At 53.4% G+C, this 13,476-nt stretch carries 9 protein-coding genes and 6 pseudogenes; 5 read left to right on the top strand and 10 right to left on the bottom strand.

Features of this window, described 5'->3' with window-relative positions; all coding sequences use genetic code 11:
- Nucleotides 1-62: 62 nt before the first annotated feature.
- The 8 genes and pseudogenes from FIV38_RS14400 to FIV38_RS31100 form a co-directional block, all read right to left on the bottom strand.
- A complete protein-coding gene (locus FIV38_RS14400; protein ID WP_092234825.1) occupies nucleotides 63-395 on the bottom strand; it encodes a DUF2790 domain-containing protein in 333 nt (110 codons plus the stop codon).
- A gap of 190 nt (nucleotides 396-585) precedes the next feature.
- Nucleotides 586-898: pseudogene (locus FIV38_RS14405) on the bottom strand (efflux RND transporter permease subunit); the annotation flags it as partial.
- Nucleotides 897-1,159, bottom strand: a pseudogene (locus tag FIV38_RS30785) (hypothetical protein); the annotation flags it as partial. The pseudogenes FIV38_RS30785 and FIV38_RS14405, both read right to left, overlap by 2 nt.
- 71 nt (nucleotides 1,160-1,230) lie before the next feature.
- Nucleotides 1,231-1,562, bottom strand: a pseudogene (locus FIV38_RS30395) (hypothetical protein).
- A gap of 38 nt (nucleotides 1,563-1,600) precedes the next feature.
- The gene (locus FIV38_RS14420; protein ID WP_092234822.1) at nucleotides 1,601-1,963 is read right to left on the bottom strand and encodes a hypothetical protein; all 363 of its coding nucleotides are present in this window, start codon (nucleotides 1,961-1,963) and stop codon (nucleotides 1,601-1,603) included.
- Nucleotides 1,964-2,246: 283 nt separating this feature from the next.
- Nucleotides 2,247-3,170: an NAD(P)/FAD-dependent oxidoreductase gene (locus FIV38_RS14425; protein WP_092234819.1), complete on the bottom strand. Its 924-nt coding sequence runs from the start codon at nucleotides 3,168-3,170 to the stop codon at nucleotides 2,247-2,249.
- Nucleotides 3,171-3,545: 375 nt separating this feature from the next.
- Nucleotides 3,546-3,935: a DUF305 domain-containing protein gene (locus FIV38_RS14430; RefSeq protein ID WP_235861011.1), complete on the bottom strand. Its 390-nt coding sequence runs from the start codon at nucleotides 3,933-3,935 to the stop codon at nucleotides 3,546-3,548.
- Between the two features lie 95 nt (nucleotides 3,936-4,030).
- Nucleotides 4,031-4,411, bottom strand: a complete 381-nt coding sequence (locus FIV38_RS31100; RefSeq protein WP_477749777.1) for a four-helix bundle copper-binding protein — start codon at nucleotides 4,409-4,411, stop codon at nucleotides 4,031-4,033.
- 457 nt (nucleotides 4,412-4,868) lie between these two features.
- Between FIV38_RS31100 and FIV38_RS14440 the strand changes: the two genes are divergently transcribed.
- Nucleotides 4,869-5,204, top strand: a complete 336-nt coding sequence (locus FIV38_RS14440; protein ID WP_092234816.1) for a DUF2790 domain-containing protein — start codon at nucleotides 4,869-4,871, stop codon at nucleotides 5,202-5,204.
- 262 nt (nucleotides 5,205-5,466) lie between these two features.
- Nucleotides 5,467-6,747 (top strand): annotated as a pseudogene (locus FIV38_RS14445) (OprD family porin).
- A 470-nt stretch (nucleotides 6,748-7,217) separates the two neighbouring features.
- Here FIV38_RS14445 and FIV38_RS14450 read toward each other — a convergent pair.
- Nucleotides 7,218-8,255: pseudogene (locus tag FIV38_RS14450) on the bottom strand (IS110 family RNA-guided transposase).
- Nucleotides 8,256-9,200: 945 nt separating this feature from the next.
- On the opposite strand from FIV38_RS14450, the pseudogene FIV38_RS14460 reads away from it, so the two are divergent.
- The 3 genes and pseudogenes from FIV38_RS14460 to FIV38_RS14470 all read left to right on the top strand — a co-directional run bounded on the left by FIV38_RS14460 (nucleotide 9,201) and on the right by FIV38_RS14470 (nucleotide 11,736).
- Nucleotides 9,201-10,286 (top strand): annotated as a pseudogene (locus FIV38_RS14460) (IS630 family transposase).
- Nucleotides 10,287-10,373: 87 nt separating this feature from the next.
- On the top strand, nucleotides 10,374-10,688 hold the full coding sequence (locus FIV38_RS14465) for a TrfB-related DNA-binding protein (protein ID WP_159439626.1): 315 nt from the start codon (nucleotides 10,374-10,376) through the stop codon (nucleotides 10,686-10,688).
- A 52-nt stretch (nucleotides 10,689-10,740) separates the two neighbouring features.
- Nucleotides 10,741-11,736 carry an IS630 family transposase gene (locus FIV38_RS14470; protein ID WP_407214780.1) on the top strand — a complete coding sequence of 332 codons (996 nt, stop codon included), beginning with the start codon at nucleotides 10,741-10,743 and terminating at the stop codon, nucleotides 11,734-11,736.
- A 319-nt stretch (nucleotides 11,737-12,055) separates the two neighbouring features.
- Here the strand turns inward: FIV38_RS14470 and FIV38_RS14475 are convergent, their stop codons facing one another.
- Nucleotides 12,056-13,339: a putative porin gene (locus tag FIV38_RS14475; protein ID WP_092234810.1), complete on the bottom strand. Its 1,284-nt coding sequence runs from the start codon at nucleotides 13,337-13,339 to the stop codon at nucleotides 12,056-12,058.
- Nucleotides 13,340-13,476 lie beyond the last annotated feature (137 nt).

Consider the following 13,476-nt stretch of genomic DNA (forward strand, 5'->3'; position numbering starts at 1 on the left):
AATAACGGCAGAGCGACTTTAAGTTACTTTTCAGTCAGCGTTCTGTAAGTTCAATCTGCAGTTCAGTTTTGATTCCGACAAGCTGTCCCCATTTCGCGATACTCAAGAATCTGCAGATTGCCGTTGGAGTCCTCATAGGTCATTTGAACCGGCATAACCTCGCAGCTGGAACCGGTAGAGGTTATATGCACGAGCTTGGCGATGTCCAGCTTCATGCCGTACCGATAGTGGGTTACCTCGGGCGGGTTCTTGCCGCGGGATACAGCGTACTCCTGCATCGCCTTTTCGTTGTCCTGAATCATGCGACCATAGACACGGTCGCCGCCGCCTTCGGCCATTACCAAGGACGAGGCGGAAATAACCGAAACTGCCAGTACTGCTTTTAAGATACTCACGTTCAACTCCTCCGCTCACGTGGTAAAAGTATAAACGTGCGAACCTGTCATTAAGATGAAGCGAAAATTACATCTTCGTAATTGCAGGGTGTAAGAAGCTTTTCTTAATAGCTGTAGATAAGAATCAAGTGCCGAAATGACTGGGCAACCCGTGCTCATCGCCAAGTTACCCGGGTTCCTGGCAGCCCAGTTACCTTTCTGTGCCGGACGCTGATTTCCTCCCTTTGCGTCGCATCAACCAATAGGCCGCCGGCAACACCAGCATCGACAACAGTGGAGCGGTGATCACCCCTCCCACCATCGGTCATCGGTGCAGCGATCCGCTTCATCACTTTGGAACCCGCACCGCTGCCCCAGAGAATCGGCTGCAGGCCGGCAATGATCACCACTGTCATGGCCTTGGGTCGAACACGCTGCACGGCGCCTTCACGAATCGCGGCGACCAGGCCGCGCTCAGTACTGTCGCCAGTATCTTCATGTTCGGACCAGGCGCTCTTCAGGTATGGGGCTGGTGAGGGCTAAGATCGGCTGAATCTTACCGCTGCGTTCCACCTGGGCAATCAGCGCCGCCGGCAACCCGATCTCCAGTTTGGCCGCCTGGACGGTCAGCGAAGGGGCATTATCTTCGGCCAACCATAAGGCTTCATTGAGTGTCAGGGGCGGTCGTTGGGCAATGCCTGCACGGTCACCGCCAGGGCAGCCACGACGGGCCAGCCTGTGCAATAGCGTTTGGGTGTATGTTCACGATTGCTGCGATGATCCACTGCGCAGCGCTCTAGCGCATGCAGGCAAGCCATCCAGACGGTGCGGGATGAAACTCAGTGTGGAACAGGAATCAAACGCGCGGAGGTCGCCATACCCCGGAAAGGGCTTGAACGGGAAGGAAATCGCTGGAGAAGGAAACCGCAATGGGGCTGGACTGCGTGACGGGAGGCTTCACGATCGACACTTGCAGCATGCTGGAGGTCTTGCACTCCTGACCGGGCTTGCAGGGCTCGCCATGATCGGAGGGGCTGCCCATCTCGTGGCAACAGTCCGGCTCCACATCCCCATCATCGCTATGCCGGCAGCTTTCATCGGGCAAGATTCTATCGATGCCTTGATGCCCGCCTCACCGCCTATGAGTAGCTTGTCGAAGCGCAGGCTATTGTCCTTCGCCGATATAATGTCTGGGAGAGGATTGCCGTCCAAGATGTTATCGATGGTTACGAGTGTGAATGCGAAATTGGCAGGAGCATCTTTCTTTGCTGCTTGAGCCGCTGCAGTACTGAAAAGGACTTAGCACCAATGAAAGCCGGATTGATGAGATCTTCATACCCAAAGCGTCCACCCAAGGCGACGTGGTACTTAATCTGATGGTAATCGACAACCACCCGGTGAGGGCCGTAGCTGGGTCTGCCCGGATCATAGCAAACGATGATGTCATCGCACGCTTTCGGCCCATCCGTTTCGTAGGATACTTCAATCACATTGGTCTGATCGGGATCTCTAAGCGCCGACGCATAAATCCAAAAAAAGCGAGCTTGGTAATCATGTCCATGCCAATTGGCTTCGACTGCGTTCTCCAAGGGAATCCCTCCTAGCGGTAAAAAGTCTGCGCATAGCCCCCGGGGCGTCATTTTGAAAGTCTTATGGTACAGAGTTGTACGATGAGGTGCGGGGGCTTCTCAGGCAGGAGCCACCAGGTTGTCATTAACGCTACCACCATGCAGCGCAGCAATACCGACCACCCCCCTAGGTAAAGGCCACGGCTCAGTCCGAGCCCCACCTCGCCAGCACCGTAAAGTCGCCACTTGGCAGTATTTGCTGTCGCCGTATGGCCGAAGCAGATCGTCCTTGGATATTAACTTGTCAGCGATAGTTGTCCTTGAGGGTGTTGTGTATCGCGGTCGCCGCAGTCGCCGCATGGGCGACTCCAACACTAATCTGATTGAGCGCATTGACTACATCGCCCGCCGCGTACAACCCCTGGACTGACGTCCGCTGGTCGGTGTCCACTAACAGCTCGCCATTGCTGTCAACATTTACGCCGACGCTTTTCGCCAACTCGGTCCGTGCGTTGCAGCCAAGCATCGGGTATAGGGTGTCGAAACTGAGTTCGCCACCGCTAGCCAAGCGTAGCGCCACACGATGCCCTTTGATCATGCGGATTTGCGCGATCGGATCCTCGATGAGCCGGATGCCTGCCTGTGCAATTCTGAGACGTTCTTCGTTGTCTAGTTCTCTGCCACCCGGTTGCACAAATAGTGTGAGCTGGCGGGTGTAGGTACGAAGAAATAGCGCATGTCTGAAGCCTTCCTTGGCGGAGGCGAGAAGCGCAACGTCCTGGTCGATGACATCGTATCCGTCGCAAATCGGACACCAACGCACATAGCCACCGAGAGTGGCCTCACGCAGGTCGGGTATCTCTGGGTGTTTATCAATAACGCCGGTGGCAAGAACCACAGTCGACGCCACAACGCGGTCATCATCGATATCGGCGATGAAGTCGTCTCCTTGCTTTGATAGCGCTTTCACGGTGGCTCGTCGGACATAAACATTGTAGCGCTCTGCCTGTTTGCGTAGCCGTGTCAACAACTCGGCGCCCGAAACACCCAGAGGAAAACCCGGATAGTTGTGGGTGATCGGGATCAGCCCTGCACGGCTCTGGCCGGCATCGACCAGTAGAACCTGTCGGCGATACCGCGCCAAATAGATAGCTGCTGTCAGCCCGGCAGGGCCTGCACCGACAATAAGGCAATCCAGCACATGACATTGAGCCCGCTTGCTTGTCATCTGGCTCTCCAGTTGTTGCCGATGCTGTCGGACGCCAGCGTCATTAGCCAGTACCGGCCATCATGCAGTCATCGAAATTAGCCCGAAAAGAACGCTTTGGCCCACGTTCTGGACTCGGAATGTCTCTACCGCGCTCAAGCGATTGGGCTTCTCAAGGCGCAGTGACAGAGTCAGAGCATCGTCTCGGGCTCAGATCAGTGCCTCTGACCTTTGGCCTATCTCGAATGGTTCTGGAGATCTATAGACCAAGCGGAGCTTAGTTTTCGTCCACTACCAGTTCAAGGTGATATGCATCGGCAGCAAATTACCGTCCAAACCGGCGCGGCTATTTCTTTCAAGGATGCAGCGCACAGATCGACTTTGGCATCACCATAGTCATGGTTTTTCATTCGCTTTAATCCACTGATCGAATTCAGCCATTTCCTTCTTCTGTGCGGCAATTATGTCCTTGGCCATACGGAGCATCTCCGGATTTTTCCCGTTCTTGAGTTCGGCCTGCGCCATCTCGACTGCCATTTGGTGGTGCATGCGCATGTTGGCCGCGAAGTCATAATCCACATCACCGGTCATGGACATGCCGCCCAGTTGTTTCGTGATCTTCGTTTGATCCATCTGCTCGGAAGTCATCGGCATCGTTTCACTTTTCGCGGGTTCTGCGGCATTGGTCCACGTCGGCGCTGCTACCATTACCGCGACAGCCATCGCTGCCGCCCTCATCGACAAAGTGAACCGACCAGAACTGTTGTGCTTGATATGCTGTGACATTGTGAATCTCCTGTTAGAGGCCGGAGGGTTGGCACATGCATACCATTGCCCCCGCGCACGGATATCGCTATTTCTGTACCTGCATGGGGGATCGACTAACCTTGGGCACCAGCCATTTCGCGGCAGCTCTTTGCGCATTCGCGACAGGCCTTGACGCAATCTTCCATATCACCGACCTGTTCGCAGCTCTTGGCACAGGCCTCGCAGATCTCGGCGCAAACCTCGCAAACGTGGTGGTGGAAGGTGGAACCACTCAACAAGAAATTGGCCGACGTCTGACAGATTTCGGCGCAGTTGATCATTAGGCGAAAATGTTCGGCCTCAAGGTGTTTACCCCCCACCTCAAGGCAACGGGTCATCGCTGTATTCAGACAGGTTTTTTGGCAGTGACTGCACGCCTCAACGCAAGGCAGCAGGTGTTGGTGAGTGACCATGCGAGGGGTCATCGGGGTGTCGCTCATAGCTATGTTCTCCATTGCATCCAAGGAAAGACAACGCTAGCAGTGGCACTGGGAGCAGCGGCATTCGACAATTTCCATTAAAAACAGCTGATCATTTTTGACTGATCGCGGATGAGGATATTGCAGACAAACGCCAAGCGTAATGCGCGCAAGATACTGTTTCATAGCATTCAAGTTAGCGCCTGCCCAATGGTTCATATTTCACCCTAGGCCACGCTCGGCGGACAGTCGATAGAAATTAATATTACATTTCTGTCAGCTTCTAGTCGGTTAGCATTTCGTTTCGCATGGGTTTTAACACCATCCGAGCCTATTTAGCTGACGAGGCGTAAACCACAATAGGTGCACCGCTCGGAATGCCATTAACAGAGCAAAGATCATACCTGACAGATTAGTAATGTTAGCGGCAGCCTTCTGACAGGTATCGCGGACTACTATTTGACTATAAATTAGTTAGAGCGCGGAGAAAATCATGAAAATATTGAATGCAGGCATCGCTATTGCAATATTGGCAGCTTCTTCCGCGGCCTTGGCTGAAGGCGGAGGGGATCGCGTCTACGGTCGGATGTTGCAAGAGAATCAGCAAACAATGGAGCAATATGCCAGCAAAAACGGTAAAGCCGTGCCTGAAATTGTCCACTATAAGTATGGGTTGGACCTCGATATCGCAAAAGTGGTTAGCGTGACTCCAACAGCCGCTAAGTATTGTGGGTTGGTCCCTTCGCGTATGACCTACGAAGACTCGAGTGGCAAGCTCAACACTATCGAATACCAAGTGTTGGGAAGCAATTGCCCTCATGGCGGTTGATCGCTTACCAGCCAAATACAGGAACGCGTAAAAAAACTCACTGAAAATTCAACAACGCCTTACTTTTTGCTGACAAAAAAGTAATTTTCAGGTCACGCTACAGTTATGTTCCATGTGGAATTATCGACGACGGAACGCAGGGTAAATTACCTGCACTCCCATAATCATAAAAATATTTCACATAGAAACTCTGCCAAGCTATAGCCTGGAGTGCTACATGAATAATAAAAGCTTTTATGGGCTTTCCCTCATTGCCCTTGGCATGAGTATGGGGCAGGTTGCAGTGGCCGTTGAGCAAAAACCAGAGGGGTTCATTGAGGGGAGTAGCTTTAACATTCTCAACCGCAATCTCTACTTCAATCGCGACTTTCGCAACGGTCAGTCCAGTCGAACTGGAAATGGTTACTCCGAAGAGTGGGCTCACTGAATCATCGGACGTTTTGAGTCAGGCTTCACCCAGGGCACTGTGGGCTTCGGCATTGATGCATTCGCAATGCAAGGGATCAAGCTTGACTCGGGTGATGGCCGTTCTGGAGCCGGTGGCACAATAGACATCATGCCCTACAACAGCAAAGGTCAACCTGAGGATACCTATTCAAAAGTCGGTGGAGCAGCCAAGCTTCGCTTGCTAGATACGGTCATCAAGGTTGGGGACGTATTTCCTTCCACGCCTGTTGTGGCGTATGGGGACTCACGACTGCTGCCTGAGAGCTTTCGTGGCGCCACGTTTGCCAACACCAGCATTGAAGGCCTGACCTTGCAGGGTGGTCGCCTGCATGCGATGAGCCAACCGAACTCAAGCAGCATGCGCGACGGTTTTGCTACGTTCTATGCAGGATCTGTCGACGCGCCTTGGATCGCCTACCTGGGTGGCGATTACGCCGTCAACAAAAATGTCGGTGTGAGTCTCTATACCAGCCGCTTCAAAGATGTGTGGAACCAGTACTATGCAGGCACTACGTTAAGCTACCCACTTTCCGAGAATGTCGCGCTGATTGGTAGCCTGAACTACTACCGAGCAGTCGACGAGGGGAAAAAACTGCTGGGCAGCTTCGATAACAACATCTGGAGCGGTAAGACCGGTGTCCAGTTTGGCGCCCACACGCTGACCGTTGGCTACCAGCGCAGCAATGGGGATGACGATTTTGATTACCTGCGCCAATCTGATTCGATTTTCCTGGATAACTCTATCCAATACAGCGATTTCAACTCCCCGAAAGAGCAATCCTTGCAGCTACGCTATGACTTGAATATGCAGCCCTTTGGCATTCCTGGCCTGAGCTTCATGACTCGTTACGCAAAGGGCTGGGATGCTGACTACTCGAATGCGAACAACGTCTATATGCGCCGAGGAGCTGATGGCGCCCCACTGCAGGACCAGAAGCGTTGGGAGCGTGACATCGAGGCTAAGTACATCATTCAAACCGGCTCTCTGAAAGATATGTCCTTCCGTGTGCGCCAAGCAACGACACGGGCCACCGACTTTGAATCTGATCTGGATGAGGTCCGCCTGATCGTGGAGTACCCACTGCAACTTCTATAAATGGAGTTCTGACGAACGTCTTCATAGACGTTCGCTAACCAGGTACAACCCGTCTCCTTGTTGCTCCTTTGGTGGGAGGCGGCTTAGGCGCCCTTGTGGCGCCTTTTTTTATGTACGCCGGGGGGGCCGGGATTTTGTGGGTGAAAGTCCCCTCGTAAGCTGACCACAGTGAACGAAGTGAAGCGGTCGCGGTAGGAATGGTAGTTACCTGCCCCACGCCCCCGGGTTGCCAAGCTTTCAATCTGTGACGGCCTGATGGTAGAGATTGCACTCATACATCCGGACTTTCGGTGCGGCGTTGCCGCTATCCCAGATGGAATCCGCTGGCCGAGTTCTCAATAGATCCGTGTGCTCAGGGCACGCTGTGCGGGTCAGATTTTCTTGGCCACGGTCTTACCAGTTTTGCCATCAATTCATGATCACCTGAGCAATCAATAGAGTTGGTCCGCTACGGGGTTAAGTTGACGTCTTCAAGCCGCTTCGTACGCGACAACGGTCGTGTAATCGGAACGGAACTCGCGGTCACCGGCCAACAAGGCCCATATAATTCGGGCGTTTTTATTAGCCAGTGCAACGGCTGCCACATTGGCGTTACGCCGCTTAAGTAGCCGGCTAAGCCAGCTGTCAGAAATCTCTTTTCGCTGTGCTGCGTAGATCATCGACCGTGCCCCTTGGATCAGTAGCGTCCGTAAATAGGAGTCCCCCCGCTTACTCATCCCCAACAGCACCGTCTTACCGCCAGTGGAGTTCTGCTTCGGCACCAGCCCAAGCCAAGCACTCACCTCTCGGCCATTCTTGAAACTCTTGGCATCGCCAAGAGAGGCTACCATGCACTGGCCGTGATCGGCCCGATGCCTGGCATCTTCGCCAGCTTGCAGCTGTTTTCATTCGCGCGATGCCAAGCGACAATTTGATTCTCGATCTCATGAACCTGATGATCGAACCCCTTCAACTGTTCCAGTAGACGCTGCACAAGCAGACGAAACGAGCCCGGCAACTCGTTGCGCTCATCCTCAATAAACTCCGGCACGCGCTTGGCCACATGTGCGATGCCCTGCGGGATTACAAGACCAAATCGGCTAGTAGCTGCGGATCTGATTAGCTTGCGCTGTCCGTGCCTTCACGAATCCTTGACGAACCCGATGCAGCGACAGCACGGCCTGTTGCTCAATGTCCTTGATCGGCACAAAACGCATGGTTGGCCGACCCACCGCTTCGCAGATAGCCTCAGCGTCAGCTACATCGTTTTTGTTCGTTTTCACGTATGGCTTTACGAATTGCGGGGCCATCAGCCTCACATCGTGACCCAAGCTGCGCAGCTTGCGAGCCCAATGGTGGGCGCTTCCACAGACCTCCATACCAATCAGACACTGCGGCATGATGGCAAAAAAGGTGGCGACCTGGTCGCGTTTGAGTTGCTTCCTCAGAACGGTCTTGCCATGTTCATTAACACCTTGCACCTGAAATACATTTTTCGCCAAGTCGATACCAACGGTCATAATTTTCATACCGAACGCTCCTCTTGGTTTGTGGTTTCTGAAGCCCTTCCACTATTGCACGTTGAGACCTTTGGTTTGTGGATGGGGCGTCCATACCAATAGGTCCGTACGTGCGGAACTACCGCATACGGCTCCTGCCTCAGGTACGTGACGCGAGCGTTCCTCAGGGTAAGGCAGTGCATCTCTGGGTCTGGGTATATAGAGGCCTGCAAGGCGTCCGTAGCGCCACCATTGGAGTCGGTTACGCTGGCTGCGCCGCTTGAGGGCTTGCCGCCATAGACGGCATACCGCCAACCGAAAACCGCCAAGGCGTATCAGGTTTCCCGGCACCGTGTGGTAGTTGAAATATCCACTGACCACACGGGTAGCTGCGGTGTGATGTGGTGCAGCAATGCAGTGAAATGCATGCCCTTGTCCCTCCGGGCTGCTTCACGTACACCTTCAAGTCCCATCTCCAACCGCGCGGGACCAGAGCATGACTGGCGTATAACGCCATGCTCCGCATTGCCTTCTGCTTCGCATAACAGCATCGGCGTTCCTGATTTCGCGGCTCAATGGCTGGCCCATCGGTTTCCCCTGTCAACGCTTCACCCTGCACCTCACGGTGCAACGTGCATGACTCGGGGTCTGGTTGATTCGCCATTTCTTACCAGTATCGAACTTTCATCGACTATCCTCCGCCAGCTAACTGGCGCACTAAGCGTCCGCCAATCACACCTTGCGTGACCGATTTCTGCCTGTTCCGAAACAGCCGGTCACGCCCTTACCGAAATGACCGGTCACGTTGCTAGTGTGCTGTCTCACAAACAAAGCTCCTCATGCCTGTGAGGCAATGGCCTCGCAGGCATAGGAGAGCTTAATTACGAGACAGCACACTAGTGGACTGAGCGGTTAATTTATTTATTTATTGGTAACGATATACTGTGCGTCCAATGTCATGGATTGGTTATGCACATGGCCCGACCGACTTCCCCCTTCGCTTTAACGCCTTCTGATCTCATCGCCCTGCAAAGTTGGTTGCGTATGAGTACGCTGGAACAGAGCCTCGCCCAGCGTGCGCGCATCCTGCTTCTACTGGCTGATGGATTGACGCCCAAGGCTGTCAGCGAGCAGTTGCAGGTCACGCCGCCGACGGTATTCAAATGGCGAAAACGTTATCTGGAGGCGGGAATTTAAGGCTTGAGCGATCTGCGGCGCAGCGGCCAGCCACTCAAACTGGGACCCGAAAAAATCAACGAGATCCTGACAATGGCCACCCGGCGTCCCCAGGAAGCCACTCAGTGGAGCGTTCGTTTGATGGCCAAGTATGCGCGGGTCACCATGTGGCAGGTTCGCCAGGTCTGGCACGCTTCCGACCTCAAACCCATCGTCTGAAGACCTTCAAAATCAGCAACGATCCTCATTTCGCCGATAAGGTAGTCGATGTGGTCGAACTCTATGAACCTACCGGATAACGCCCTGGTGTTGTCGGTTGACGAAAAAACCCAGATCCAGGCGTTGAATCGCACCCAACCGATGCTGCCGCTACGCCCAGGTCAAGTTGAACGTCGCACGCACGATTAGAAACGCCATGGTACGGCGAGTCTGAACGCGGCTTTCGACATCATGACCGGCCAAGTCATCGGACAGATTACCCAGCGCCATCGAGTCAAGGAATTTCTGGTATTTCTGCAACAGATTGAACGCGGCACGCCAGCCGGACTGGATCTGCATGTGATCCTGGATAATAGTTCGACCCACAAAACGGCTGCAATCAAGCAGTGGCAGGAAAAACATCCGCGGTTCAAATTGCACTTCACACCGACCAGCGCGTCTTGGCTGAACGCCGTGGAAGGCTGGTTTGCGCAACTGGAAATACGAGCGCTGTACCGAGCCGCCTTCACCAGCGTCGCCGACCTGAAGGCGGCTATCCGCCAATTTATCGAGGCTCACAATGAGCATTCAGCCAAGCCGTTTAAGTGGAATAAAACGGCTGAGGCCATCATTAGCTCGGTACATAAGGCGAAGCTGAGCGTGATAAAAAATAAATTAATGGATTAACCGCTCAGGCCACTAGCGAACTACCTACTACAAAAATGATCACTGCGCTAAGCTGTGTCCTTTGACCCATAAAAAATGGACATCCTAATGGCAAGATTCAACGGCGTCATGAAGAACGGTAAGGACGTTCCAATGGATGCGGACGACTTTGATATGCTGATTCAGAAGGTAGATCGACTAACACTCAAATCACTCTATGCCGTCAGACTTGTTTTAGTTGAAAAAATGAATCGTGAGGACGCCAGTGATAAGACTGGGCTTTCCATGAAGGGGATGCAACTAGCTCTTAGTAAAGTAGCAAGAGTCCGAATGGGAGTGCGTGACGACTGGATAGAAGTTAATACCTGGGCTCCCCCTGAAATGGCTGCCGAGTTCATGCGAAAGCTTCAAGAGATAGAGTGATCTAGTGTGCTGTTCTCGAATTAACATTTCTCCAATCTTGGTTACACTTGTTGTGTCATCCAACGTTCGGAGAAGCTCAGGTGAACGCCCCAAAATCACCCTCAGTCCAGAAGAGCACGCCGAGCCGAGCCGGTGCGTACGTTCGGCCACCATCAGCCAGCGCGACGGTCGTCGGGCACGAGTAATTCTGTTGGCAGCTCAAGGTTGCACGAGAGTAGAGATTGCCCGGCTCACCGGGTTCTCACTCCTCGTAATCACTTGCTGGTGTCAGCGGTTCGGTTTGCTCGATAAACCAGGTCGAGGTCGTAAACCTTTTCTGCCCCTTGAAACTGTGCACCGTGTTCTTGAGCAATTCTTTCAACCGCGCATCGGTGAACCTCGATGGAGCTGCCGAAGCATGGCACGAGCGGCTGGAATTTCGGCTACCCGCGTGCACAAACTCTGGGCGGCCAATGACTTGAAATCGCACCTGACTCGCACCTTCAAATTGTCCAATGACCCGAATTTTGAAGAGAAATTCTGGGACGTTATCGGACTCTACCTGGACCCGCCGGACAAGGCGCTGGTGCTCTGCTTTGATGAAAAAAGCCAGATGCAAGCACTTGAACGCACCCAGCCTGGGTTGCCTTTGGGCATCGGCCATATCCGCACGCAGTCGCACGATTATGTACGCCACGGCACCGTCAGGTTGTTCACCGCGCTGGACTATCTTCAGGGACGCTTGATCAGCAGTATTGAATATCAGCACCGGCATCAGGAGTGGTTGGAACTTCTCAAGAAAATCAATCGAGAAACACCCAAGCACCTTCAGTTGCACTTGATCGTTGACAACTACGTCACTCACAAGCATCCAAAAGTGAAGGCGTGGCTGGAAAAACATAAACGCTTCCATGCATTTCACTCCGACCTCCAGCTCATGGTTGAACGCTTTTTTCGGGGCATCACGGTGTATTTACGTGAGGGCAGTTTCAGTTCAGTGCGCGAGCTGGAAAGCTCGATTACCACTTTCCTGGCCCTGCGTATTGCGCAACCAACTCGGTATGCCTGAAACGCCAAAGGCGAAGATATCTTGAAAAAATTCAGCGCCCCCGCGAAGCAATGGCCTCACAAGCTAATGGGTAAATTATTTCGCACACAAAATTCGGTACACCCCCTCAAAAAGCGACGGAGATCACCCGCTCGCGAAAATGAATCGCGCACTCACACTTGTTGCCGGGGGACGACCAGTGAAGCTGGTCAGTAAATGTCTCAGTATGGCGCGCTCGCAATTGATTGATGTGATGAGGATCTACACGCCAATACTCGCCGATATATAGCGGAAAACGCTGAATGACTTCAGCGTTCCGATCACGACGCAAGGGCAGACCTTAGAATTTCGCTTCCAGATCCAACTGCAGGGTGTTGGTATCGGCGTTCTGCTGAGAGCGGCTGGAGTAATCTGCATCAGCCAAGAAGTATGTAGCACCGATCCCAAAGTTCTTGTCGATGTCGTAACCCACCTTGAATTTGTGTCCACGCGAGCCGGTAGTACCGTAGGCAAAATCGGAATCAGTGAAGGCGCCGACCACAGCGTTGCGCTGAACATCGCGGTAGTTGTAATCGAGGTTGAAGTCATACACCCGAGTCTTGAGGCCCGTCAACCAAGCGGTGTCCTGGTTGCTGTCGGTCTCGTTGTTGACCACATATTGCCCATAGAGGGAGAGTGGGATTGGCAAGCCGCTGATGTCGATTTGGCCAAAGCCTTCGTACAGGCGAAACTCGTTAGTGGAGTTGCCATTGACAGCCAGCGCACACGGCGTGCTGGTGCTGGTGCAGCGGCTGTCCTTGTCGTTGTCATAGCTATAGACGCTACCGCCCAAGGTGACCTTGAGGTTGTCGGACGGAGCGAAGCGGGCACCGAGCTGGCCGGCGTACAAGCGCAGATCGTGGCGAAATTGCACACCCTCGCCATCTACGCTGTCCTTGAGCGTGTAGTGACCAGCGCTGCCGAATAGCTCTGCGTCACCGAGCGGGTATTTGTAGGTGGCAGCTAAACCTTCAGGATTAATGTCACCGTCCCAGATCACATCTCCCATGCTCACCCATGGCTGCGCCATCTTGCCGCCGATAATATGAAGGTTCTTCACGGCTGTAGGGTGGAAATCGATGTAGGCCTGGTCCAACCACAGTTGTTTCTTGTCGAAGTAGTTGTCCAGGTCCTGGTTGGTGGAGCGGGCATCGTCACCACCTCCTGTAGCGATGCGGATACCGGCGTCAACTTGTGGGTTGACTTCGCTATAGGCACCGAGACGAGCACGGATACGCTGGCGATCCTTGTCGCGACCACCGTTGTTGGGTTCACCGTCAATCTTGATTGTCTCTTGACGCACGCGCACGTCGCCTTTGATTTGGGTCTTGGCAGCCCAGGCCAACTTCTGTTCAAACGCCGTCAAGTCTTCCTTCTTGATTTGTTGACCGGCCAATTGTTGGTTGGCTTGCATGTCACGATTCAACTCGGTCTTCAACTCAGAATACTGCGCTGGCGTAATGGAGCCATTGGCTTTGAGCATTTCGAGCAGTTTCGCATCGACTGCGGCACCGGCCGGAACACTCATGGCCAACACCAAGCCACCACACAAGCCCGCTGCAATTCGTGTAGAAACAAAACGCATATTGATCTCCAAAATAAGATGAGATGGCGCAGGCCACCTCAAGAAAAAGCCAGCCTTAAAGACGCGTAAAAAAGGACTAGTTATCCCGCGCTCTAAAAACTGGCGCCATTATTACCGGAGACCATTACAGAAAAGTG

It is taken from the genome of Pseudomonas proteolytica (genome assembly GCF_007858275.1).
Lineage (GTDB): Bacteria > Pseudomonadota > Gammaproteobacteria > Pseudomonadales > Pseudomonadaceae > Aquipseudomonas > Aquipseudomonas proteolytica.

Coding starts and splice junctions, on each gene's coding strand:
- FIV38_RS31100 (WP_477749777.1), bottom strand. CDS start 4,411: ATGGAGAACATAGCTATGAGCGACACCCCGATGACCCCTCGCATGGTC.
- FIV38_RS14440 (WP_092234816.1), top strand. CDS start 4,869: ATGAAAATATTGAATGCAGGCATCGCTATTGCAATATTGGCAGCTTCT.
- FIV38_RS14425 (WP_092234819.1), bottom strand. CDS start 3,170: ATGACAAGCAAGCGGGCTCAATGTCATGTGCTGGATTGCCTTATTGTC.
- FIV38_RS14475 (WP_092234810.1), bottom strand. CDS start 13,339: ATGCGTTTTGTTTCTACACGAATTGCAGCGGGCTTGTGTGGTGGCTTG.
- FIV38_RS14430 (WP_235861011.1), bottom strand. CDS start 3,935: ATGTCACAGCATATCAAGCACAACAGTTCTGGTCGGTTCACTTTGTCG.
- FIV38_RS14465 (WP_159439626.1), top strand. CDS start 10,374: ATGGCAAGATTCAACGGCGTCATGAAGAACGGTAAGGACGTTCCAATG.